General features: G+C 60.9%; 17 protein-coding genes and 1 other RNA gene. 12 read left to right on the top strand and 6 right to left on the bottom strand.

Annotated features, from left to right (window positions below):
• Nucleotides 1-396: 396 nt before the first annotated feature.
• The 4 genes from guaD to xdhA all read right to left on the bottom strand — a co-directional run bounded on the left by guaD (nt 397) and on the right by xdhA (nt 6637).
• Complete coding sequence (guaD, locus tag AAEZ09_RS25395) at nt 397-1701, bottom strand: guanine deaminase (protein WP_350601247.1); 1305 nt, start codon at nt 1699-1701, stop codon at nt 397-399.
• A 9-nt stretch (nt 1702-1710) separates the two neighbouring features.
• Entirely contained in the window at nt 1711-2556 is an 846-nt protein-coding gene (xdhC, locus tag AAEZ09_RS25390; RefSeq protein ID WP_350601245.1) for a xanthine dehydrogenase accessory protein XdhC, read from the bottom strand.
• 234 nt (nt 2557-2790) lie between these two features.
• A complete protein-coding gene (gene xdhB / locus AAEZ09_RS25385; RefSeq protein ID WP_350601244.1) occupies nt 2791-5190 on the bottom strand; it encodes a xanthine dehydrogenase molybdopterin binding subunit in 2400 nt (799 codons plus the stop codon).
• Nucleotides 5183-6637, bottom strand: a complete 1455-nt coding sequence (xdhA, locus tag AAEZ09_RS25380) for a xanthine dehydrogenase small subunit (protein WP_122838106.1) — start codon at nt 6635-6637, stop codon at nt 5183-5185. The genes xdhB and xdhA overlap by 8 nt, the downstream gene beginning before the upstream one ends.
• A 302-nt stretch (nt 6638-6939) precedes the next feature.
• On the opposite strand from xdhA, the gene AAEZ09_RS25375 reads away from it, so the two are divergent.
• From AAEZ09_RS25375 to ffs, 6 genes are all read left to right on the top strand, one after another.
• Nucleotides 6940-7599 carry a GntR family transcriptional regulator gene (locus tag AAEZ09_RS25375; RefSeq protein WP_045060291.1) on the top strand — a complete coding sequence of 220 codons (660 nt, stop codon included), beginning with the start codon at nt 6940-6942 and terminating at the stop codon, nt 7597-7599.
• 2 nt (nt 7600-7601) lie between these two features.
• On the top strand, nt 7602-11090 hold the full coding sequence (smc, locus tag AAEZ09_RS25370) for a chromosome segregation protein SMC (protein WP_350601242.1): 3489 nt from the start codon (nt 7602-7604) through the stop codon (nt 11088-11090).
• 257 nt (nt 11091-11347) lie between these two features.
• Nucleotides 11348-12202: a cell division protein ZipA gene (gene zipA / locus AAEZ09_RS25365; RefSeq protein ID WP_045060289.1), complete on the top strand. Its 855-nt coding sequence runs from the start codon at nt 11348-11350 to the stop codon at nt 12200-12202.
• Between the two features lie 153 nt (nt 12203-12355).
• Nucleotides 12356-14713, top strand: a complete 2358-nt coding sequence (ligA, locus tag AAEZ09_RS25360; protein ID WP_350601240.1) for an NAD-dependent DNA ligase LigA — start codon at nt 12356-12358, stop codon at nt 14711-14713.
• A 151-nt stretch (nt 14714-14864) separates the two neighbouring features.
• Nucleotides 14865-16031, top strand: coding sequence for a zinc-binding metallopeptidase family protein (locus AAEZ09_RS25355; protein WP_350601239.1), 1167 nt, complete (start codon nt 14865-14867; stop codon nt 16029-16031).
• A gap of 170 nt (nt 16032-16201) precedes the next feature.
• Nucleotides 16202-16298, top strand: an RNA gene (ffs, locus tag AAEZ09_RS25350) — signal recognition particle sRNA small type.
• Nucleotides 16299-16450: 152 nt separating this feature from the next.
• Here the strand turns inward: ffs and AAEZ09_RS25345 are convergent.
• Entirely contained in the window at nt 16451-17218 is a 768-nt protein-coding gene (locus tag AAEZ09_RS25345; protein ID WP_350601250.1) for a sulfite exporter TauE/SafE family protein, read from the bottom strand.
• 148 nt (nt 17219-17366) lie between these two features.
• Between AAEZ09_RS25345 and AAEZ09_RS25340 the strand changes: the two genes are divergently transcribed.
• The gene (locus tag AAEZ09_RS25340) at nt 17367-18236 is read left to right on the top strand and encodes a LysR family transcriptional regulator (protein ID WP_350601237.1); all 870 of its coding nucleotides are present in this window, start codon (nt 17367-17369) and stop codon (nt 18234-18236) included.
• Nucleotides 18237-18248: 12 nt separating this feature from the next.
• Here the strand turns inward: AAEZ09_RS25340 and AAEZ09_RS25335 are convergent, their stop codons facing one another.
• A complete protein-coding gene (locus tag AAEZ09_RS25335; RefSeq protein WP_045060285.1) occupies nt 18249-18986 on the bottom strand; it encodes a substrate-binding periplasmic protein in 738 nt (245 codons plus the stop codon).
• Nucleotides 18987-19128: 142 nt separating this feature from the next.
• On the opposite strand from AAEZ09_RS25335, the gene dnaX reads away from it, so the two are divergent.
• The 5 genes from dnaX (at nt 19129) to AAEZ09_RS25310 (ending at nt 25058) form a co-directional block, all read left to right on the top strand.
• On the top strand, nt 19129-21213 hold the full coding sequence (dnaX, locus tag AAEZ09_RS25330) for a DNA polymerase III subunit gamma/tau (RefSeq protein WP_350601236.1): 2085 nt from the start codon (nt 19129-19131) through the stop codon (nt 21211-21213).
• A gap of 66 nt (nt 21214-21279) precedes the next feature.
• Nucleotides 21280-21618, top strand: a complete 339-nt coding sequence (locus AAEZ09_RS25325) for a YbaB/EbfC family nucleoid-associated protein (protein ID WP_028621409.1) — start codon at nt 21280-21282, stop codon at nt 21616-21618.
• A 306-nt stretch (nt 21619-21924) separates the two neighbouring features.
• Nucleotides 21925-22959 carry an NADPH-dependent curcumin/dihydrocurcumin reductase gene (curA, locus tag AAEZ09_RS25320; RefSeq protein ID WP_350601234.1) on the top strand — a complete coding sequence of 345 codons (1035 nt, stop codon included), beginning with the start codon at nt 21925-21927 and terminating at the stop codon, nt 22957-22959.
• Between the two features lie 65 nt (nt 22960-23024).
• The gene (recR, locus tag AAEZ09_RS25315) at nt 23025-23627 is read left to right on the top strand and encodes a recombination mediator RecR (protein WP_045060282.1); all 603 of its coding nucleotides are present in this window, start codon (nt 23025-23027) and stop codon (nt 23625-23627) included.
• Nucleotides 23628-23909: 282 nt separating this feature from the next.
• Nucleotides 23910-25058: an acyl-CoA dehydrogenase family protein gene (locus AAEZ09_RS25310; protein WP_350601233.1), complete on the top strand. Its 1149-nt coding sequence runs from the start codon at nt 23910-23912 to the stop codon at nt 25056-25058.
• Nucleotides 25059-25071: the final 13 nt, after the last annotated feature.

The following is a 25071-nucleotide window of genomic DNA, read 5'->3' as shown; positions in this document are numbered from 1 at the left end:
TCTCACAGGGTTTAAGGTCGCACGCAAATTTTGTGAACCCCACAAACACCTGTGGGAGCCAGGCTCTCACAGGGTTTAAGGTCGCACGCAAATTTTGTGAACCCCACAAACACCTGTGGGAGCCAGGCTCTCACAGGGTTTGAGGTCGCACACAAATTTTGTGAACCCACAAATACCTGTGGGAGCCAGGCTCTCACAGGGTTTGAGGTCGCACGCAAATTTTGTGAACCCCACAAATACCTGTGGGAGCCAGGCTCTCACAGGGTTTGAGGTCGCACACAAATCTCGTGAACCCCACAATACCTGTGGGAGCCAGCCTGCTGGCGATAGCGGCAGGATAGGCAATAAAAATCCCCCGGGCTGAAAAGCGACGGGGGATTTTTTATGCCCGAAGACTTATCGCTGATGCACCAGCGCCCCCGCCGCATAAGTCTGCAGCACCGTGCGGTCATCCCCCAGGGTCATCAGCACAAACAACGTCTCGGCAATGTTGTTGGCCTGTTTCAAGCGATAGCTCAGCAGCGGCGTGGCGTTGTAATCCAGCACCAGGAAGTCGGCGTCGGTGCCGGGCTTGAGCGTGCCGATCTTGTCTTCCAGGCGCAGCGCACGAGCGCCGCCCAAGGTGGCGAGGTACAGCGACTTGAACGGGCTCAGCCGCGCGCCTTGCAGCTGCATTACCTTGTAAGCCTCATTCAGCGTCTGCAACAGTGAGAAGCTGGTGCCGCCGCCGACGTCCGTACCCAAGCCGACATTCAACTTGTGCTTTTCAGCCATCGGCAGGTTGAACAGGCCGCTGCCGAGGAAGAAGTTCGACGTCGGGCAGAAGGCGATGGCCGAGCCGGTCTCAGCCAGGCGCGCGCACTCGTCGTCGCACAGGTGCACGCCATGAGCGAACACCGAACGCTCGCCCAGCAGTTGGTAGTGGTCGTAGACGTCGAGGTAGCCTTTGCGCTCCGGGAACAGCGCCTTGACCCACTCCACTTCCTTGAGGTTTTCGCTGATGTGGGTCTGCATGTACAGGTCAGGGTATTCGCCGAGCAACTGGCCAGCGAGGGTCAGTTGCTCCGGGGTGCTGGTCGGTGCAAAGCGTGGCGTCACCGCGTAATGCAGGCGACCCTTGCCGTGCCAGCGCTCGATCAGCGCCTTGCTTTCGACATAGCTGGATTCGGCGGTGTCGGTCAGGTAGTCCGGGGCATTGCGGTCCATCATCACCTTGCCGGCGATCATGCGCAGGTCCAACTGCTCGGCGGCCTCGAAGAACGAGTTCACCGACTGCGGATGCACGCTGCCGAATACCAGGGCGGTGGTGGTGCCGTTGCGCAGCAGTTCCTTGATGAAAATGTCCGCGACTTCGTCGGCGTGGGCCTTGTCGGCGAACTGGCTTTCGCAGGGGAAGGTGTAGGTGTTAAGCCAGTCCAGCAACTGCTCGCCATAGGCGCCGACCATGCCGGTTTGCGGGAAGTGGATGTGGGTGTCGATGAAACCTGGGGTGATCAGGGCATCCTGATAATGGTTGATCTCGATGTCCGCCGGCAGGGTCGGCAGCAGGTCGCTGGCGTGGCCGAGGGCGCTGATCTGGCCGTTGTCCACCACCAGCAGGCCGTCTTCGAAATACTCATAGGAGGCTTCGATGCCAACTTCGGCGGGGTCGGCGATGCTGTGCAAAATGGCGGCGCGGTAGGCTTTGCGAGTCAAAGGCATGTGTATTACTCAACTGGAGGCTTGGCTGCGACGTGAAGCGGGCAGCAGTTTGGCAATTGATGATCCGGCGCTGGCAGTCTGCTGGCCGAAACTGGCGTTGTACGTGGCGATGATTTCGCCGGCGATGGAGATGGCAATTTCCACAGGCAGTTTGCCTTTGACTTCGCCAATGCCCATCGGGCAGCGCATGCGTTGCAGCACGGCGCTGTCGAAGCCGCGGTCACGCAGGCGGTGTTCGAATTTTACCCGTTTGGTCTTCGAGCCGATCAGGCCGAAGTAGGTGAAATCGTTGCGCTTGAGCAGTGCGGCAGTGAGTTCAAGGTCGAGCAGGTGGTTGTGGGTCATGACGATGCAGTAACTGCCAGCGGGCAGGTTATCGATTTCATCCACAGGCTCTTCGCTGACGATCTTGCGCACGCCGTGGGGGATCTGCTCAGGGAATTCAGATTCCCGCGAGTCGATCCAGCGCACCCGGCAGGGCAGGCTGGCAAGCAGCGGCACCAGCGCGCGCCCGACGTGGCCGGCACCGAACACGGCGATCTGGGCCTGCACCTGGCCCATCGGCTCGAACAGCAACACGGTGACGCCACCGCAGCACTGACCCAGGCTGGCGCCCAGGCTGAAGCGCTCCAGGTGGGTGTCCTGCCGGCCGCTGGCAAGCATCTCGCGGGCGATCTGCATGGCCTTGTATTCCAGGTGCCCGCCACCGATGGTGTCGAAGGACTGGTTGACGCTGATGACCATTTTCGAGCCGGCGTTACGCGGAGTCGAGCCGAGTTCTTCGATGATGGTGACCAGCACGCAGGGCTCACCCTGGTGTTGCAGGTCGGCGAGGGCGTCGATCCAGTTGTACATGTTTCACCTCAGCATCTTTGGTGTCTGTTCGACCGTCATCGCTAGCAAGCTAGCTCCCACAGGTTTTTGTGGTGTTCACAGAATATGGATTCAGTACAGAATCCTGTGTGAGCCAGCCTGCTGGCAATATCGCTAGCAGGCTAGCTCCCACAGGTTTTTCTGGTGTTCCCAGAATCTGGATCCAGTACAAAATCCTGTGGGAGCCAGCCTGCTGGCGATTAGCCGCGCCTGGGTTTAAAGCGAAGCCAACTCGGCCTCTGCTTCAACCGCTTTCGCCGCCTTCAACTGCCGCATCTGCTCACAGCCCCACAACACCCGCTCCGGGGTCGCTGGTGCGTCGATTTGCGGTTGATGCCTGTAGTCACCCAGGCTCGCCACCGCATCCTTGATCGCGCACCAGGCCGCGATGCCGAGCATGAACGGCGGCTCACCGACTGCCTTGGAATGGAACACCGTGTCTTCCGGGTTCTTGCGGTTTTCCACCAGCTTGACCCGCAGGTCCAGCGGCATGTCCGCCACCGCCGGGATCTTGTAGCTGGCCGGGCCGTTGGTCATCAGCTTGCCCTTGTTGTTCCACACCAGCTCTTCCATGGTCAGCCAGCCCATGCCCTGGATGAAACCACCCTCGACCTGGCCGATGTCGATGGCCGGGTTCAGCGAGGCGCCAACGTCGTGGAGGATGTCGGTGCGCAGCATCTTGTACTCACCGGTCAGGGTGTCGATGATCACTTCGCAGCAGGCAGCGCCGAAGGCGAAGTAGTAGAACGGCCGACCCCGGGCCTGACTGCGGTCGTAGAAGATTTTCGGGGTCTTGTAGAACCCGGTGCTCGACAGCGATACCTGGGCGAAATACGCCTGCTGGATCAAGGCTTCGAACGTCAGGATATGGTCGCGTACCCGCACGTGACCGTTGTGGAATTCCACGTCCTCTTCGCTGACCTTGTATTGGCGCCCGGCGAATTCCACCAGGCGTTTCTTGATGATTTCGGCAGCGTTCTGCGCGGCCTTGCCGTTCAGGTCAGCACCACTGGAAGCGGCGGTCGGCGAGGTGTTCGGCACCTTGTCGGTGTTGGTTGCGGTGATCTGCACCCGGTCCATTTCCACCTGGAACACTTCAGCCACCACCTGCGCCACCTTGGTGTTCAAACCCTGGCCCATTTCAGTGCCGCCATGGTTCAGGTGAATGCTGCCATCGGTGTAGATGTGGATCAGCGCGCCGGCCTGGTTGAGGAAACTGGCGGTGAAGGAAATGCCGAATTTCACCGGGGTCAGCGCCAGGCCTTTTTTCAGGATCGGGCTGTTGGCGTTGTAGCGCCGGATCGCTTCGCGACGTTCGGCGTACTGGCTGCTTTCTTCCAGTTCGGCGGTCATTTCCTCGAGCATGTTGTGCTCGACGGTCTGGTAGTAGTGAGTGACGTTACGCTCGGTCTTGCCGTAGTAGTTGGCCTTGCGCACCGCCAGTGGGTCGAGGCCCAGGTGCCGGGCAATGGAATCCATCACTTCTTCGATCGCGACCATCCCTTGCGGGCCACCGAAGCCACGGTAAGCGGTGTTGGACGCGGTGTTGGTCTTGCAGCGATGACCGTTGATGGTCGCATCGCCCAAGTAATACGAGTTGTCGGCATGGAACATCGCCCGGTCGACAATCGATGCCGAAAGGTCCGGCGAGCAGCCGCAGTTGCCGGCCAGTTCCAGGGCGATGCCATGCAGGCGCCCGGTGCTGTCGAAGCCCACGTCGTATTCAACATAAAACGGGTGACGCTTGCCGGTCATCAGCATGTCTTCGACCCGCGGCAGGCGCATCTTGGTCGGCTGGCCGGTCAGGTGGGCGACCACCGCGCATAGGCACGCAGGGCTCGCGGCCTGGGTTTCCTTGCCACCAAAGCCGCCGCCCATGCGGCGCATGTCGACCACGATCTTGTTCATCGACACGTCCAGCACCTCGGCCACCAGTTTCTGCACTTCGGTGGGGTTCTGGGTCGAGCAGTAGACGATCATCCCGCCGTCTTCGGTCGGCATCACCGAGGAGATCTGGGTTTCGAGGTAAAAGTGCTCCTGGCCGCCGATGTGCAGCGTGCCCTGGATGCGATGTTCGGCGGTCGCCAGCGCAGTGGTGGAATCGCCGCGTTGATGAGTGTGACTGTCGAGTACAAAGTGGCGCTTGCGCAGGGCCTCGACCACGTCCAGCACCGGCTCGAGGTCTTCGTATTCGATGATCGCCGCCATCGCAGCTTTGCGCGCGGTTTCCAGGTCTTTCGCCGCGACGGCCAGCACCGGTTGGCCGACGAACTGCACGTCATCGATGGCCAGCAAGGGATCACCCGGCATCAACGGGCCGATGTCTTTGAGGCCCGGCACGTCTTCGTGGGTGATGGCGATGCGCACGCCTTCGAAGGCATAGCAGGGGCGGGTATCAATGCTGATGATTTTCGCGTGGGCACGGTCCGACAGCCGCGCGTAGAGGTGCAACTGGTTGGGAAATTCCAGGCGGTCGTCGATGTACTGCGCTTCACCGGACACATGCTTGGCGGCGCTGTCGTGCTTGACGCTGCGGCCGACACCGGTGGTCAGGTCCTTGGCGAACAGTTCAGCCAGTTCGGCTTGGGTCTTCTCTACAGCGTGATGATTAGACATAAGCGGTCACCCGAGTCTCGATGTGCGGTGTTTGCAGTTCGATAAAGTATTTGCGCAGCAGGTTTTGCGCGCTGAGCAGGCGGTATTCCTTGCTGGCGCGGAAGTCCGAGAGCGGCGTGAAATCCTGCGCCAGGGCCGCGCAGGCGCGTTCCACCGTGGCGTGGTTGAACGGCGCGCCGAGCAACACGGTTTCGCAGTGACTGGCCCGTTTCGGAATTGCCGCCATGCCACCGAATGCCACGCGGGCATCGGCGATCACACCGTTTTCAATGCGCAGGTTGAACGCGGCGCAGACTGCGGAAATATCATCGTCCAGGCGCTTGGAAACCTTGTAGGCGCGGAACAGTTGTTCAGCGCTGGCGCGCGGAATGATGATCTTCTCGATGAACTCGCTTTCCTGCCGCGCAGTCACGCGGTAGTCGATGAAATAATCTTCCAGGGCCAGGGTGCGGCGGGTTTCGCCCTTGCACAGGACGATCTGCGCGCCCAGTGCTATCAGCAGCGGCGGCGAGTCGCCAATCGGCGAAGCATTACCAATGTTGCCGCCCAGGGTGCCCTGGTTGCGGATCTGTAATGAAGCGAAGCGTTGCAGCAATTCACCGAAGTCCGGGTACTCGGCCTTCAAGGCTTCGTAGCAATCGGAGAGGGCGGTGGCGGCGCCGATTTCCAGGCGATCGTCGAAGCGTTCGATGCGCTTCATCTCGGCGACGTTGCCGACGTAGATCATCACCGGCAGGGTGCGGTGGAATTGTGTGACTTCCAGCGCCAGGTCAGTGCCGCCAGCCAGCAGCCGGGCCTGTGGATAAGCATCATAGAGGTCGGCCAGGTCGGCCACGGTCAGCGGCACCAGGCAGCGTTTGTCGCCGCTGTTGAGTTCGCCGATATCGGTCGGCGCGATGGCTTTCAGGCGGGTAATGGTCTCGGCTTCACGGGCATCGAACTGGTCCGCCGGCTTGCCGCAGCAGGACTGCTCGGCGGCCTCCAGGATCGGCCGATAGCCGGTGCAGCGGCAGAGGTTGCCGGCCAGCGCTTCGTGGGCCTTGTGCGAGTCGGGTTGATCGCTGTTCTTCTGCAGGGCAAACAACGACATCACGAAGCCGGGGGTACAGAAGCCGCACTGCGAACCATGGCATTCGACCATGGCCTTCTGCACGCTGTGCAGCTCGCCCTGGTGCTTGAGGTCTTCGACGCTAATCAGTTGTTTGCCGTGCAGGGACGAGACGAACGTCAGGCACGAGTTGAGGCTGCGGTAACGAATGTGCTCGCGGCCAGCGTCGTCCGTCTGCAGTTCGCCGACCACCACGGTGCAGGCGCCGCAGTCACCGCTGGCGCAGCCTTCTTTGGTGCCGGGTTTGCCCACATGGTCGCGCAGATAATTGAGCACGGTCAGGTTCGGGTCCAGGGCGTGCTCACTACGGAGTTCCTGGTTTAGTAAAAACTGGATCACGGAAGGCCTCGCAGACTCATTATTGTTGTTAACCGCTTTGCACCGAATTTATCAGGTCTGACTTTTCGGTCAATGATTTTCTGACTTAAAGGTCAGGAAATAACAATTTGGCGATCAACAACGCGTTCCATCAGTATTGACCCTTGCGGGGCGCCTGGTTTGTTTCGGGATTTTTGTTTGGTTTTTTTTTAACGATCCTGCGTGAATCGTGCCAAAAACCGCCGGGTGGGCACTCCGCCATGACCCCTCATGTGCGCTACACTGCGCCGCCTGTGCAGATCGAAAGAGTTTGAAGGACAATCATGACGTTCAAGGCGCCGGACAGCCTCGCCGAGCAAATTGCTCACCACCTCGCCGAACGCATCATTCGCGGTGAAATGAAGCCCGGGGAGCGGATCCAGGAACAGAAGGTCACCCTGGCCCTCAATGTCAGTCGCGGGTCAGTCCGCGAGGCGCTGCTGATCCTCGAGCGCCGCCACCTGATCGCGATCCTGCCGCGGCGGGGCGCGCACGTCACCGAATTGACCGCGCACAAGGTGCAGAGCCTGTGCACGCTGATGTGCGAGCTGTACATCCTGCTCGGCAATGCCGTGGCAACCGGCTGGCAGGTCCAGGCGGACATGGCGCCGTTCGTGCAGATCCAGCAGCGCCTGGCCGACAGTTACGAGCGCCAGGACATCCGCACCTTCGTCGATGACAGTTTTAACGTCATGCGCGCGGCGTATCCCTTCGCCAACAACCCGTACCTGCAGGAAACCGTCGAGAACCTGCAACCGGCCATGAGCCGCGCCTATTTCCTTGCCCTGGACCAACGCAAAGCGTCGATGAGCGAGTTCCTGGAACTGTTCGAACGCTTGCTCGCTGCGGTACTGGCCCGGGACTTCCCGCTGATCCGCACGGTGCTGACGGCCTATGCCCAGCGCAGCAGCGATCTGGTGGTTTCCGCCCTGACGGACGCTTAAGCGTGCGGCTCAAGTGCATCAAGCTGGCGGGGTTCAAATCCTTCGTCGACCCGACCACCGTCAACTTCCCGAGCAACATGGCGGCGGTGGTCGGGCCCAACGGTTGCGGCAAGTCGAACATCATCGACGCCGTACGCTGGGTGATGGGCGAGAGCTCGGCCAAGAATTTGCGCGGCGAGTCGATGACCGACGTCATCTTCAATGGCTCCACCAGCCGCAAACCGGTCAGCCAGGCCAGCATCGAACTGGTGTTCGACAACTCCGATGGCACCTTGCTGGGCGAGTACGCCGCCTATGCGGAAATATCCATTCGCCGCAAAGTCACCCGCGACAGCCAGACCACCTACTACCTCAACGGCACCAAGTGCCGGCGTCGCGACATCACCGACATCTTCCTCGGTACCGGCCTGGGGCCGCGCAGCTACTCGATCATCGAGCAGGGGATGATCTCCAAGCTGATCGAGTCCAAGCCCGAGGACCTGCGCAACTTTATTGAAGAAGCCGCGGGCATCTCCAAGTACAAGGAGCGCCGGCGCGAGACCGAAAACCGCATCCGTCGCACCCACGAAAACCTCGAGCGCCTGACCGACCTGCGCGAAGAGCTCACCCGTCAACTCGAACGCTTGCACCGCCAGGCCGAGTCGGCCAAGAAGTACCAGGAACTCAAGGGCGAGGAGCGTCAGCTCAAGGCGCAATTGTCGGCCCTGCGCTGGCAGGCGTTAAATGACCAGGTGGGGCAGCGCGAAGCCATTATCGGCACCCAGGAAATCACCTTCGAGGCGCTGGTCGCCGAGCAGCGCAATGCCGATGCGAGCATTGAACGCTTGCGTGACGGGCACCACGACCTGTCCGAACGCTTCAACCTGGTGCAGGGACGCTTCTATTCCGTCGGCGGCGACATCGCCCGCGTCGAGCAGAGCATCCAGCACGGCCAGCAGCGACTGCGCCAGTTGCAGGACGATCTCAAAGAAGCCGAACGCGCACGCCTGGAGACTGAATCGCACCTGGGGCACGACCGCACGCTGCTGCTGACCCTCGGCGAAGAGCTGGACATGCTTACCCCGGAACAGGAAGTCACCAGCGCGGCCGCCGAAGAGGCCGCCGCAGCCCTGGAAGAATCCGAAACCACCATGCATGGCTGGCAGGAGCAGTGGGACACGTTCAACCTGACCGCTGCCGAGCCGCGGCGCCAGGCCGAAGTGCAACAGTCGCGCATCCAGCAGCTGGAAACCAGCATGGAGCGCCTGGCCGACCGGCAGAAGCGCCTGGGTGAAGAGCGCGCGTTGCTTTCAGCCGACCCGGAAGACGCCGCGATCATGGAGCTCAGCGAACAGCTGGCGGCCAGCGAGGCGACCCTGGAAGACTTGCAGGCCAGCGAAGAAGCCCAGGTCGAACGCCTGGAGCAGTTGCGCCAGGAGCTGCAGCAGGCGCTGTCGGCGCAGCAGCAGGCCCAGGGTGATCTACAGCGGCTCAACGGTCGGCTGGCGTCCCTGGAAGCCCTGCAGCAGGCCGCGCTCGATCCGGGTACCGGCACCGCCGAATGGTTACGTGAACAGCACCTGGCCGACCGCCCGCGCCTGGCCGAAGGCCTCAAGGTTGAAGCAGGCTGGGAGCTGGCGGTAGAGACCGTACTGGGTGCCGACCTGCAAGCCGTGCTGGTGGATGATTTCAGCGACTACGACCTGGCCGGTTTCGCCCAAGGCGACCTGCGCCTGCTGAGCCCGGCCAGCGATGGCCTGCGCGTACCCGGCAGCCTGCTGGACAAGGTCGAGGCGCAGATAGACCTGGCACCCTGGCTGGGGCAGGTCAAGCCGGTCGACAGCCTCGAACAGGCCCTGGCACTGCGCGGTCAGTTGAGCGCCGGCGAAAGCCTGATCAGTCGCGATGGTTATTGGGTCGGCCGGCATTTCCTGCGTGTGCGCCGGGCCAGCGAAGCCGAAAGCGGTGTGCTGGCGCGGGGCCAGGAAATCCAGAACCTTGGCCTTGAGCGCGAAGAGCGCGAAGCCACGGTCGAGACCCTGGAAACCCAGCTGCAGAATCTGCGGGCGCAACAGCGGCAGCAGGAAAACGGCCGCGAACATTTGCGTCGCCTGCTGCAAGACGAAGCGCGCCAGCAAGGCGAATTAAAAGCCCAGTTGTCCGCCGGCAAAGCCAAGGCCGAGCAGCTGTCATTGCGCCGCACCCGGCTCGACGAAGAACTCACCGAGCTTGCCGAACAGCGCGCCCTGGAACACGAAAACATCGGCGAGGCGCGCCTGCAATTGCAGGAAGCCCTCGACAGCATGGCGCTCGATACCGAGCAGCGCGAGTTACTGCTGGCGCAACGGGACAGCCTGCGCGAGCGCCTCGATCGAGTGCGCCAGGAAGCCCGCCAGCACAAGGACCACGCGCACCAGCTGGCCGTGCGCCTCGGCTCGCTCAAGGCGCAGCACGACTCCACGCGCCAGGCCCTGGAGCGCCTGGAGATGCAGTCCGAGCGCCTGACCGAGAAGCGCGAGCAACTGAGCCTCAATCTGGAGGAGGGCGAGGCACCGCTGGAAGAGCTGCGCTTCAAGCTCGAAGAACTGCTCGACAAGCGCATGACCGTCGACGAAGAACTCAAGACCGCGCAGATCGCCCTGGAAGATGCCGACCGCGAACTGCGCGACGCGGAAAAACGCCGCAGCCAGGCCGAGCAGCAGTCGCAGCTGATTCGCAGCCAGCTGGAAACCCAGCGCATGGAATGGCAGGCCCTGACCGTGCGCCGCACCTCCTTGCAGGACCAACTGCTGGAGGACGGCTACGACCTGCACGGCGTGCTCGCCACCCTCACGGCCGAGGCCAGCGAGAAGGACGCCGAGGAAGAACTCGAGCGCATTGCCGCGCGCATTCAACGCCTGGGCGCGATCAACCTCGCAGCCATCGACGAGTACACCCAACAGTCCGAGCGCAAACGTTATCTGGATGCGCAGAACGACGATTTGGTGGAAGCGCTGGACACCCTCGAAAACGTCATTCGCAAGATCGACAAGGAAACCCGTAACCGCTTCAAAGATACCTTTGATCAGATCAATGGCGGATTACAGGCACTTTTCCCAAAAGTTTTCGGTGGAGGGCGCGCCTATTTGGAACTGACGGGCGAAGATCTACTCGATACAGGGGTGACGATCATGGCGCAGCCGCCCGGAAAGAAGAACAGCACCATCCATTTGCTCTCCGGCGGTGAAAAAGCCCTGACTGCACTGGCCCTGGTTTTTGCGATCTTCAAGTTGAATCCGGCGCCGTTCTGCATGCTCGATGAGGTTGATGCTCCACTGGATGACGCTAACGTTGGACGCTACGCCCGACTGGTCAAGGAAATGTCGCAGACGGTGCAGTTCATCTACATCACCCACAACAAGATCGCCATGGAAATGGCCGATCAACTGATGGGGGTGACGATGCACGAGCCGGGCTGCTCCAGGCTGGTGGCAGTGGATGTCGAGGAAGCGATGGCGATGGTGGATGCCTGAGGCGAACTTCCAGAAAGGGGATTGCAGGTGCGAATGACGTGTTCGAGGGCCTTGAGTTACAGCTAATTCGACATATTCGCACTGGGCGGGAAGACAGACGGTGTAAAGTTGCCTTTGGTCGTGCTAGTTTAATATCAATTTTTCGTATACGTGGGCAAAACGCCTGTCAGAACATAGAGTTGGCGCCACGTTTTAAAGCGGTTTGCGAGTTGTAAACCCCTTATTTTTCAGCATTTTTTATAGAGGCACGGGATTACATGGAAATCGGTCTGCGCGAGTGGCTGATCGTCATCGGCATCATTGTCATTGCCGGTATTCTTTTTGATGGCTGGCGCCGTATGCGCGGCGGCAAGGGAAAACTGAAATTCCGTCTTGACCGAAATTTATCCAATCTGCCGGACGAGGACACCAGCGCCGAGCTGTTGGGCCCGCCCCGCGTCCTGGACACCCATAAGGAGCCGCAGCTGGACGAGCATGATCTGCCGTCGGTGAGCATGCCGGCCCGTGACGCCCGTGAATCGGGTGCCAAGCGTGGCAAGCGTGGCCACGGCGAGCCGTCCCAGGGCGACCTGAACCTCAACCTCGACCTGGACGGCGGCCCGAGCTTCAGCAGCCGTGACGACGATTTCCCGGACGACACCAAGCCTGCGCACTCCAGCAGCGAGCGGGATCAGCCGCAAGCCGAGGAAGTGCTGGTGATCAGCGTGATCTGCCGTGACGCGGCCGGTTTCAAAGGCCCGGCGCTGCTGCAGAACATTCTTGAAAGCGGTCTGCGCTTCGGCGAAATGGATATCTTCCACCGCCACGAAAGCATGGCTGGCAACGGTGAAGTGCTGTTCTCCATGGCCAACGCCGTGAAGCCGGGGGTGTTTGACCTGGACGATATCGATCACTTCAGCACTCCGGCGGTCAGCTTCTTCCTCGGCCTGCCAGGCCCGCGTCATCCGAAGCAGGCCTTCGAAGTGATGGTGGCGGCGGCGCGCAAGCTGTCCCAGGAACTCAACGGCGAATTGAAAGACGACCAGCGCAGTGTGCTGACCGCCCAGACGATCGAGCATTACCGTCAGCGCATCGTGGAATTTGAACGTCGTGCGCTGACTCAGAAACGATAGAGGCAAAAAGATCGCAGCCTCGTTTCACTCGACAGCTCCTACGCAGATCGCATGTTTCCCGTAGGAGCTGTCGAGTAAAACGAGGCTGCGATCCTTTGATCCAGATAAGATTGAGCAGCCTAGGCTGCTCTTTTGCTTTATGAGAGAACACCCATGACCGCCGCCAAAACCCGCATTCTAGAGCTGCGTACCGAGCTCGATCAGCACAACTATCGCTACCACGTGATGGACGAGCCGAGCATTCCGGACGCGGAGTACGATCGCCTGTTCCACGAGCTCAAGGCCCTTGAAGCCGCGCATCCGGAACTGGTCACCAGCGACTCGCCCACCCAGCGCGTTGGCAGCGCGGCATTGTCGGCGTTTACCCAGGTGCGTCATGAAGTGCCGATGCTCAGCCTCGGTAACGCCTTCGAAGAAACCGACATGCGCGAGTTTGATCGTCGGGTCACCGAAGGTCTGGATCTGCCGGTCGGTGACCTGCTGGGCGGCGGTGCGGCGGTCGAATACAGCTGTGAGCCGAAGCTCGACGGCCTGGCGGTCAGCCTGTTGTATCAGGATGGCGTACTGGTGCGCGGCGCGACGCGCGGCGACGGTACGACCGGTGAAGACATCAGCGTCAACGTGCGCACCGTGCGCAACATCCCGCTCAAGCTGCAAGGCAGCGGCTGGCCGGCGACCCTGGAAGTGCGTGGCGAAGTGTTCATGTCCAAAGCCGGCTTCGAGCGGCTCAACGCCACGCAGCTGGAAGTCGGCGGCAAAACCTTCGCCAACCCGCGCAATGCCGCCGCTGGCAGCTTGCGCCAGCTGGATTCGAAGATCACCGCCAACCGTCCGCTGGAATTCTGCTGTTATGGCATCGGCCAGGTCTCGGCCGACATCGCCGACACCCACATCGGCAACCTCAAGCAGCTGCAACAATGGGGCATGCCAATCAGCCGCGAGCTGAAGCTGGCCCACGGTATCGACGAATGCCTGGATTACTACCGCGACATCGGCGAACGTCGCAACAGCCTGGCTTACGAAATCGACGGCGTGGTGTTCAAGGTCAACAGCATCGCCTCCCAGCGCGAGCTGGGCTTCCGTGCGCGCGAGCCGCGCTGGGCCATCGCGCACAAATTCCCGGCGATGGAAGAACTCACCGAATTGCTCGACGTCGAGTTCCAGGTCGGACGCACCGGCGCGGTCACCCCGGTGGCGCGCTTGAAACCGGTCAAGGTCGCGGGTGTCACCGTGGCCAATGCGACCTTGCACAACATGGACGAAGTCGCGCGACTGGGGCTGATGATCGGCGATACCGTGATCATCCGCCGCGCGGGCGATGTGATCCCGCAAGTGGTGCAAGTCGTCACCGAGCGCCGCCCCGAAAATGCCCGGGCGGTGCAGATTCCCGAGCAGTGCCCGGTGTGTGGCTCGCACGTCGAGCGCACCCAACTGGTCAAGCGCAGCAAGGGCCGCGAAACGGTCAGCGAGGGCGCGGTGTATCGCTGCGTCGGTCGCCTGGCCTGTGGCGCACAACTCAAGCAGGCGATCATCCACTTCGTCTCGCGCCGTGCCATGGACATCGAAGGCCTGGGCGACAAGAGCGTCGAGCAGTTGGTCGACGAAGGGCTGGTGAGCTCGCCAGCGGATCTGTATGCCCTCAAGTTCGAGGACATCGTCGACCTCGAAGGCTTTGCCGAGTTGTCGAGCAAAAAACTCCTCAGCGCCATCGAAGACAGCAAGAAGCCGAGCCTGGCGCGCTTCATCTACGCCCTCGGTATTCCCGATGTCGGCGAAGAGACGGCCAAGGTCCTGGCGCGCTCCCTGGGTTCGCTGGAGCGCGTGCAGCAAGCCTTGCCGCAAGTGCTCACGTACTTGCCGGACGTCGGCCTGGAAGTGGCACACGAGATCCACAGCTTCTTCGAGGACGCGCACAACCGCCAGGTCATCGCCGAATTGCTCAAGCACGGCCTGGAGATTCAGGACCAGGGCGAACTGGGCGCCGAATTCTCCGCCAGCACCACCCTGGGCGGGTTCCTCGACAAGCTGCACATCCCCTCGGTCGGCCCGGGCGGCGCACAGAAGCTGGCAGACAAGTTCGGCTCTCTGGAAGCGGTGATGAATGCCGACTGGCTGGACATGCGCCAGGCCTTGCCGGAAAAGCAGGCGAACGCGGTGCGGGAGTTTTTCGCCATTGAAGACAATCGCCAGCGCGCGTTGAAGGCCGAGGCGCAGTTGACCGAGTTCGGCATGCACTGGCTGAGCGAGAAAAAAGTCGTTGAAGGCTTGCCGCTGGCCGGGCAAACCTGGGTCCTGACCGGTTCGCTGGAACTGATGAGCCGCGACGTGGCCAAGGACAAGCTGGAAAGCCTGGGCGCCAAGGTCGCAGGCTCGGTATCGGCCAAGACCCATTGCGTGGTGGCAGGACCGGGCGCGGGTTCGAAACTGGCCAAGGCCAACGATCTGGGGCTGAAGGTGCTGGATGAAGAGGCGTTTGTCGGGTTCCTGAAAGACCACGGCGTACCTATCTGACAGACAGGATCAAAAGATCGCAGCGCCCCTGTAGGAGCTGCCGAAGGCTCGGGCCGCGATCGGACGATCTTTTGATCCACCCAACAAAACTCTGGGAACGATATCCCAGCCCCAATGATCTAGTCTTGGCCAGCCCCAGGGAGAGATCGCAATGTACCGCTTCTTCGAACAGCTCAGTTCCCGCATCGCCGCACCTTTTATCAGCGAGACGTCCCGCAACAGCAAGGTCTGGCAGTGCCGCTGCGGGCAGTCGCTGTTCTTCAGCAACAGCCAGTGCCTGGCCTGCTCCGCAATGCTGGGCTATCAGCCGGAAAAAAGCCGCCTGTCCTCCCTGCAACCCGGCCCGCAGCCCGACACCTGGCTGCTCGACGCCGAGCCCGAGGCGGGGCTGTTCCGTCGTTGCGCCAACCTCGACTCCCCAGCCGCCTGCAACTGGCTGCTGCCGGCCGATGACCACAACGCGCTGTGCATCGCCTGCAGCCTCAACCACACCATCCCTGACCTGACCATTACCGAGAATCACGAACGCTGGCGCAAGGTCGAGACGGCCAAACGCCGCCTGGTGGCGCAATTGGTCAGCCTGGGGTTGCAGGTGATTCCCAAGACGGTTGACGAAGAAACCGGTCTGGCCTTCGATTTCATCGGCGTCGATCTCGAAGGGCAGGCGCCCACCACCGGGCACGCCAACGGCCTGATCACCCTGGACATCAAGGAAGCCGACGACGCCCATCGGGAAAAAATCCGGGTGCAGATGCACGAACCTTATCGCACGCTGCTCGGCCACTTCCGCCACGAGGTCGGTCATTACTACTGGGACCGCCTGATCGCCAACAGCCACTGGCTGGAGCCGTTTCGCAATCTGTTCGGCGACGATCGCGCCAGCTACGCCGAGGCGCTCGATCGCCATTACCAGCAGGGCGCCCCCCTGGACTGGCAGCAACACTGCGTCAGCGCCTACGCCACCATGCACCCCTGGGAAGACTGGGCCGAAACCTGGGCGCACTACCTGCACATGATGGACGCCGTGGACACCGCATTGGGGTTTGGCATGAGCGCCCGGGAGATGGATTTCGACTACCAGCCATTCCCGCTCGAAACCCTCTACGACCCCCAGCATCCCGGTGGCCCGGCGTTCCTGTCCTTCGTCAATGCCTGGATCGAACTCGCCGGCATGCTCAACGAACTGTCACGCAGCATGGGCCAGCCGGATTTCTACCCCTTCGTCCTGCCACCAGCGGTGATCGCCAAGCTGCACTTCATCCACCTGGTGATCCAGGAGGAGGGTGGCAGGGCGGATGAGGTATTGGCGCAAGCATAATTCCGGCAGGCGCTGCCGAAGGCTCGGGCCGCGTTCGGACGATCTTTAAGGGGCCAACGCATGTCATTGACCGGCCTCATATTTTTTTATCCTGTCGAACGGTTGTAACTTCGTCTCAGATAGGTACAATGGCGCGGCTCGCCGACAGGTGAGTGTCGTTATGGTGACCCCATCGGTCCCCCCGCAACGATTACCCGTGAACCTGGTCAGATCCGGAAGGAAGCAGCCACAGCGGGAACATTGTGTGCCGGGGTGTGGCTGATGGGGTTACCACCTATCTCCAAGTCGTTGCGCCTGCAACGATGCTCCAGTCAAAAACCTCAAAATGCGCCAGCGTCCAGATCACCTCAGCGGTGAACTCTGACGGGCAAGCGTGCTTGCAGTGATTTTTGTAAATCTCTGCGCTTCGAAAATAGCGATTAACCTGATATCGACATTCCCATCCTCGCGATGAGGAACAGCAGTAGAATCAGAAAAAATACTCGAATAAATCCGCTGCCATACCGCAGGGCTAGAAATGCCCCGGTGAGCGAGCCTGCGATATTGCACAGACCAACGACTCCGCCGACAGCCCATAAAATGTTGCCCGACGGAATAAAAAACAGCAGTGCGGCGCTGAATGTCCCCAGGTTAACCAGTTTTGCAGAAGCTGAAGCATTTAAAAAATCAAACCCGAAAAACTTCACAAAAACAAAAAGAAGCAGGCTGCCGCTGCCCGGCCCGAAGACGCCATCATAAAAGCCGATTAAACCTCCGAAAAATACGCCAAGCAGGAGTTCTCTTCTGCCGCATTGTATGTCAGTGCTGAATCGGCCTAAGTCTTTTTTGATAAAGGTGTAGATCGCCATTGCCACCAAGATAATAAAAACTGCATATTCCATAAACCTTTTGGGGATGAGAGAAACCGATAGGGCGCCAAGGTAAGCGAATATAAATGCTGAAACCGTGGTTGGAAGCATGAGCTTCCATACAATTCTAACTCTCCTCACGTAAGTGGATATGGAGCAGAGGTTGCCGGCCAGGACAGCCAGTTTGTTGGTTCCGAACACCGTAGCCAGACTATGGCCAGGTAGCGCGTGTATCAGTGCTGGCACCTGGACCAGTCCACCTCCGCCAACCGCAGCGTCAATCAAGCCGCCACAAAAAGCAAAAAAACCTAGCGCGATTAGAACTTGCTCGACGTCCATCAGGTATCCAGTGATTAATGCGGCCATGGGCTTCTATTAAATGGAAGAGCATTAGAAGCATGCCAGGCCCGCACACTAATTACTTGAGGAGTGCGCAACAAGTGCTTTATAGTGATTCAAGCATTCACTTAAAATGAGCGATATTTAAATGGAGCTGTCGCAGCTGAACATGTTCAAGGTGGTCGCTGAGCAAGGCAGTATCGTTCGGGCGTCAGAATTGTTACATTGTGTTCCTTCAAACATAACGAACAGAATAAAGTTGTTGGAACAAGAGCTGGGCGTATCGCTTTTTATCAGGCAGGGCAGGGGGCTTGTGATCAGCCCCTCCGGGAAGTTGTTTCTTGGCTACGCAAATAAAATCCTTTCGTTGTGCCAGGAGGCTCGCGGAGCGCTGGATCCTGGGGCTGAGCCGTCAGGCGTATTGAACATTGGTGCAATAGAGTCTGCCGCCACCGGCAGGTTGCCCAAACTGTTATCCAGGTTTCATCAGCATCATCCCGCTGTGCAGATGCAATTCAGCACAGGGGTATGGTCGCAGTTAGTGAATGACGTCCTCGCTCATAAACTGGACGGTGCGGTGATTGCGGTCAAAAATCAGCATCCGGATATAGATCACATGGAAATCTATAAAGAGGAGCTGGTGTTAATCGCTTCACCCCGCCTCGGAAAAATCCACACCCCGCAGGATTTGAGGGGCAAGGCCGTATTCATGTGGCCCGAAGGATGTCCTTACCGAACAGCGCTGACGAGCTGGCTAGGTGAGCATCGAGTACCTGCTGCCATTACCAGCATAGCGAGCTACGGCACTATCCTCGGTTGTGTGAGCTCTGGAGCAGGCGTTTCCCTTGTGCCACGCGGTGTTTTTGAGCAGTTCAGGATGATCGGAGACCTGGAAGGGCACACCTTTGCCGACCTGATGCCGGTCCGGAATTATTTCATATGGAACAGGCACTCAACGGCGCATCGCGCGTGCGACGCGTTTGCAGACTTGCTGAAGGATGAGTTCAAGCCGATCTGAAAATATCGCGCCCTAGGGCTTGCCGATATACAGCCGAATGATGTCATCGATCTCCCCGGACATTTTCATCCGCAGCAAGGTGCGCAGGATGCGTTGCACTGGCACCTTGGGGTCATTACGTACATAACACCCCACCCGCTGCTCCTGAAGCACAGCAACACTTTGCAATTGTTGCTCGGGCAGCAAGCGCTGGTTGAACCAGTCCATCGTCCACTGGTTGCTCACTGCGTAGCGATAGCGTCCTGCCAGCAGTTTTTCCAGTACCTGTTCCTGGTTGCGCGCGTCTTCGCGGTCGAGCTTGTCGGCGTCGAACAGCGGTTGCAGGGTCGGGTAGGTGTAGCCGCGCACCGTGCCGATCGACTGGCGCGGCAGGTGGGCCGGGTCGGCGGAGGTCAGCGGGTCAGGGCGGCTCAGCAGCACATCGGGCTGAACCCACAGCGGAATGCTCCAGATGTAGTCGCCGGACTGATTGGGCAGCCAGGACTGCGCGGCATAACAGCGCACGTCGATTTCGCCATGCTCCATGGCGCTCTGCACCCGCGCCCGGGGCAGTACGTGAAATTCCGCAGGCACGCCCACCTGGGTCGCCAGGCTGAGCATCACGTCATACAGGATGCCCTGTGTCGGGCGACCGCGCTCAAACTGCACCATCGGCATGGTCCAGCTGTCGGGCACCACGAAGCGCAACGGCGCGTCTGCAGCCGCGCCGGTCAAGCTCACGAACAACAATGCCCCCAAGGCCAACCGCATAAAAGCTCCGGTACGTCTGAAACCTGAGCCGTTGAAAGCCCCCGCTGTGCATCTTAGCCAGATTAGACGAGGCATCGGATGCAATTTTGGCCTTGCTCCGCTAGCATTAGCCGCTTGTGTTCCTTCGTGGCGACGGTTTTCGATGAGTTATCAGGTTCTTGCACGTAAATGGCGTCCGCGCTCGTTCCGCGAAATGGTCGGCCAGACCCATGTGCTCAAGGCTCTGATCAATGCCTTGGACAGCCAGCGGCTGCATCACGCCTACCTGTTCACCGGCACGCGCGGGGTCGGCAAAACCACCATCGCGCGGATCATTGCCAAGTGCCTGAACTGTGAAACGGGCATCACCTCCACGCCCTGCGGCGAGTGTTCGGTGTGCCGGGAGATCGATGAGGGGCGCTTCGTCGACCTGATCGAGATCGACGCCGCGAGCCGGACCAAGGTCGAGGACACCCGCGAACTGCTCGACAATGTGCAATACGCCCCGAGCCGTGGGCGCTTCAAGGTCTACCTGATCGACGAAGTGCACATGCTCTCCAGCCATTCCTTTAATGCGCTGCTCAAAACCCTCGAAGAACCGCCGCCCTACGTCAAGTTCATCCTGGCCACCACTGATCCGCAGAAACTCCCTGCAACGATTCTTTCGCGGTGCCTGCAGTTCTCCCTGAAGAACATGACGCCCGAGCGCGTGGTCGAGCACCTGACCCATGTACTGGGTGTCGAGAACGTGCCGTTCGAAGACGATGCCCTGTGGTTGCTGGGTCGCGCCGCCGACGGTTCGATGCGCGATGCCATGAGCCTCACCGACCAGGCCATTGCCTTCGGTGAGGGCAAGGTGATGGCCGCCGACGTGCGAGCGATGCTCGGCACACTCGATCACGGCCAGGTCTACGACGTGCTGCATGCGCTGATCGAAGGCGATGCCAGGGCGCTGCTCGAAGGCGTGCGTCACCTGGCGGAGCAAGGCCCGGACTGGAATGGCGTGCTCTCGGAAATTCTCAACGTATTGCACCGTGTCGCCATCGCCCAGGCGCTGCCTGAGGGTGTCGACAATGGCCATGGCGACCGCGATCGGGTGCTGGCCCTGGCCCAGGCGCTGCCGGCCGAAGACGTGCAGTTCTATTACCAGATGGGCCTGATCGGGCGCCGTGACCTGCCGCTGGCACCGGACCCGCGAGGCGGGTTCGAAATGGTTCTGTTGCGCATGCTTGCGTTCAGGCCGGCCGATACGGCGGACGCCCCGAGGCAGCCGCTAAAGCCAGTGGGGATCAGCCAGGCCACAGTTGATTCCGCAAACTCAGTGGCTGCCGCGCCGGTTGTTGCGCCGGTAGTCGCTACGGCAGCTGCGCCTGTTGTTGCTGCACCCGTTGTTGCTCCAGCACCCGTTCCAGCGCCTGAGCCAGTTGCGCCGGTTGCGCCGGTTGCGCCGCCAGAGCCAGTGGTGGAGGCGGTCGCCATCGAGGAGGTGGTCGACCTGCCATGGAACGACCCGGTCGAGCCCGAGGCCGTGCTGCAGCCCGCCGTCGAGCCGATGCTCGAGACCGCTGGCGAGCAGCCCGAATTGCCACCGATGCCGCTGCCCACGCCAGACAGCGTGGTGCCGGATGCGCCGGAGTGGGCCGCCGCGCCTATTCCGGAGCCGTCCGTGGCAGAAGTCGATGCCGCCACCCCGGGCACTGACCTGGACGACGAGCCGCCGCTGGACGAGGATTACATCGAGCCGGACATCGACTCGGCCTACAGCTACCTGGATGAACTGGCCAGCGAACACGCTGCCGAGCCTGCGCCCGAGCCAGAACCCGAGCCGGCCGCCATGCCCGCCACCGGCCTGGCCTTGCAATGGCTGGAGCTGTTCCCGAAACTGCCGATCTCCGGCATGACCGGGAGCATCGCTGCCAACTGCACGCTGATTTCCGTTGAAGGCGACAACTGGTTGATGCACCTGGACCCGGCCCACAGCGCCCTGTTCAACGCCACCCAGCAGCGTCGCCTCAACGACGCGCTGAACCAGTACCACGGGCGCACGCTGACCCTGAGCATGGAGCTGATCAAGCCAGAACAGGAAACTCCGGCCCAGGCCGCGTCCCGGCGTCGGGTGAACCGTCAGCGCGAGGCGGAGGAGTCGATCCATGGTGATCCGTTCATCCAGCAAATGATGCAGCAGTTCGGTGCGGTGATCCGTAACGATACTATTGAACCTGTCGAAGCCCTGGCCAGTCAGGGCTAATAACTGAAGGCGTTCGGCCACAGGTGCCGGGCGCCGTTTTAATCCAAGTACTTTGAGGTGATTCCCATGATGAAAGGTGGCATGGCCGGCCTGATGAAGCAGGCACAGCAGATGCAAGAAAAAATGGCCAAGATGCAGGAAGAACTGGCCAACGCCGAAGTCACCGGTAAGGCCGGCGGCGATATGGTCACCGTGGTGATGACCGGTCGTCACGACGTCAAGCGCGTGAGCATCGACCCAAGCATGGTTGAAGGCCTGAGCGAAGATGATCGCGAGATGCTCGAAGCCGTATTCGCCGCCGCCGTCAACGACGCCGTGCGCAAGATCGAAGCCAACAGCCAGGACAAGATGTCCGGCATGACCGCTGGCATGCAATTGCCACCGGGTATGAAACTGCCATTCTGATTCGCCAAAGCGCGTCGGATGAGCTACAAAAAAATGCCAGGCGTTGAGCTTGGCATTTTTGTTTCTGCCGGTTGCTCATGCGCGACCGGCCCGCCGCCTTCGCGGGCAAGCCCGCTCCCACAGGGATTGAGGCGTGCTCCCGTTCATAGCGGGCAAGCCTTGCTCCCACAGGATAGAGGTAGTCCTGTGGGAGCGTGCTTGCCCGCGAAGCAGTCAACTCGGTCTACCTGACGAAACATCGAACGCCCCACCACCAAAAAGGTCTGCTCCCTATACCCCCCATTTAACGATCAAGGAGAAGCTCACATGCCAGATGCATTGACCCTCAACCAACGTATCGTCCTGGCCTCTCGCCCTGTAGGCGCGCCGACCCCAGAGAATTTTCGCCTGGAGCGCGAGGCATTGCCCGACCTGGCCGACGGTCAGATCCTGCTGCAGACCCTCTACCTGTCGCTGGACCCCTACATGCGCGGGCGCATGAGTGACGCACCTTCCTACGCAGCTCCGGTCGAAATCGACGAGGTCATGACCGGTGGCGCTGTGAGTCGAGTGGTGCGTTCGCTTAATCCGAAATTCCAGGAAGGCGATCTGGTGGTCGGCGCAACGGGCTGGCAGAGCCATAGCATCAGCGACGGGCGCAACGTCATCCCGGTGCCCTCCGGCCTCCCAAGCCCGTCGATGGCCCTGGGCGTGCTCGGCATGCCGGGCATGACCGCCTACATGGGCTTGATGGACATTGGCCAGCCACATGCCGGCGAAACCCTGGTGGTCGCTGCTGCATCGGGCGCAGTGGGCTCGGTGGTCGGCCAGGTGGCGAAGATCAAGGGCCTGCGGGTGGTGGGTGTGGCAGGCGGCGCAGACAAGTGCCGGTACGTGGTCGAGGAACTGGGTTTTGACGCCTGCATCGATCACAAGAGCCCGAGTTTCGCCGAGGATCTGGCATTGGCGTGCCCCCAAGGTGTGGACATCTACTACGAAAACGTCGGCGGCAAAGTCTTCGATGCGGTGTTGCCGCTGCTCAACGCCAAGGCGCGCATCCCTCTGTGCGGCCTGATCGCCGGCTACAACGCCCACGAAGCACCGACTGGTCCCGATCGCCTGCCGCAACTGCAGCGCACCCTGCTGACCAAGCGCGTGCGCATCCAGGGCTTTATCGTGTTCGATGACTACGGTGATCGCCAACCGGAGTTCATCAGCGCCATGGCGCCGTGGGTGCGCGATGGCAAGGTGAAGTTCCGCGAGGACGTGGTCGACGGCCTGGAGAATGCCCCTGAAGCTTTCATCGGCCTGCTCGAAGGGCGCAACTTCGGCAAACTGGTGGTGCGGGTCGCTCAGGACTGAGCAATTGACGCTAAAGAGAGGCGCGGGTATAAACCGCGTCTCGTTGATTTGTCGGACGTTTGCCCATGAGCTTCAGCCCTTTGATTCGCCAACTGATCGATGCCCTGCGAACCTTGCCGGGTGTTGGCCAGAAAACCGCACAGCGCATGGCGTTGCAGTTGCTCGAGCGTGATCGCAGCGGTGGCTCGCGCCTGGCATCGGCGCTGAGCCAGGCCATGGAAGGCGTCGGTCACTGCCGGTTGTGCCGCACGCTGACCGAGGACGACCTGTGCCCGCAGTGCGCCGACACTCGCCGCGATGACACCTTGCTGTGCGTGGTGGAAGGCCCGATGGATGTCTACGCCGTAGAGCAGACCGGGTTTCGCGGGCGTTACTTCGTGCTCAAGGGCCATCTGTCGCCCCTGGACGGCCTGGGGCCTGAGGCCATTGGCATTCCGCAACTGCTGGCACGGATTGAAGAGGCGGGCACCTTTACCGAGGTGATCCTGGCGACCAACCCGACGGTGGAAGGTGAAGCCACGGCGCACTACATCGCCCAGCTGCTCAACAACAAAGGCCTGATCGCCTCGCGCATCGCCCATGGCGTGCCCTTGGGCGGCGAGCTTGAGTTGGTGGATGGCGGGACGCTGGCGCATTCCTTCGCGGGGCGCAAGCCGATCGCTCTGTAACCTCCGTGATGACGCCATCGCCGGCAAGCCTTGCTCCCACACCGCGCACGGCACCGAATATCTCCCACACCGCAAACGGCGCCGAATATCTCCCACATCGCCCATGACGCCGAATATCTGTAGGAGCGAGCTTGCTCGCGATGAACCCGAGGGCGCCGCGGGGTATCAGATTTCCCGCGTCTTCGTTAACGACCATCGCGAGCGAGCTCGCTCCTACATGTTTTGGTTGAAAACCAAGCAAGCGCTCGGTTAACTTCACTGGACCTTCAGTGGAGTTCGCCGATGCCTGCCTTCCAGGAATACTTCGATCCCAGCCACCAATTGGTCCGCGACAGCGTCAGACGATTTGTCGAGCGTGAAATCCTGCCGGACATCGACCAATGGGAAGAAGCCGAAAGCTTTCCCCGTGAGCTCTATCTGAAGGCAGGCCAGGCCGGGATTCTGGGCATCGGTTACCCCGGAGCTTTCGGCGGCTCACACGAAGGTGATCTGTTCGCCAAGGTCGCCGCCAGTGAAGAGCTGATGCGCTGCGGCTCCGGTGGGCTGGTTGCCGGTCTGGGTTCCCTGGACATCGGCCTGCCGCCGATTCTGAAATGGGCCAGGCCAGAAGTCCGCGATCGCGTTGTGCCCCAGGTGCTCAGCGGCGAGAAGATCAGCGCCCTGGCGGTGACCGAACCGAGCGGCGGCTCGGACGTCGCCAACCTGCAAACCCGCGCCGTCCGCGAGGGCGATGTCTATAGGGTCAACGGCAGCAAAACCTACATCACCAGTGGCATTCGCGCAGACTTCTACACCGTCGCCGTGCGCACCGGTGACCCCGGCTTCGGCGGCCTCAGCCTGCTGCTGATCGAGAAAGGTACCCCCGGTTTTACCGTCGGCCGCCAGTTGAAGAAAATGGGCTGGTGGGCATCGGACACCGCCGAACTGTTCTTCGATGATTGCCGCGTACCTGCAGGCAATCTGATCGGCGGCGAAAACATGGGGTTCGCCTGCATCATGGGTAACTTCCAGAGCGAGCGCCTGGCCCTGGCCTTGATGGCCAACATGACCGCCCAGCTGGCGTTGGAGGAAAGCCTGAAATGGGCACGTCAGCGCGAGGCGTTCGGCAAGCCCATCGGCAAGTTCCAGGTGCTCAAGCACCGCCTGGCCGAGATGGCCACTGCACTGGAAGTCTCCCGGGAGTTCACTTATCGCCAGGCGGCGAAAATGGCGGCGGGGCAGAGTGTGATCAAGGAAATTTCCATGGCGAAGAATTTTGCCACTGATACGGCAGATCGTATTACGACCGACGCGGTGCAGATTCTCGGCGGGCTGGGGTATATGCGGGAGAGTTTGGTGGAGCGGCTGTATCGGGATAACCGGATCCTCTCGATCGGCGGTGGGACTCGGGAGGTGATGAACGAGATTATCAGCAAGCAGATGGGGCTTTGAGGTTGGCGGTATG

This window comes from Pseudomonas sp. 65/3-MNA-CIBAN-0223, assembly GCF_040310425.1.
Taxonomy (GTDB): domain Bacteria; phylum Pseudomonadota; class Gammaproteobacteria; order Pseudomonadales; family Pseudomonadaceae; genus Aquipseudomonas; species Aquipseudomonas gregormendelii.
The sequence above is the reverse complement of the archived record's forward strand: the minus strand, read 5'-3'. Positions and strand labels throughout refer to the sequence as shown.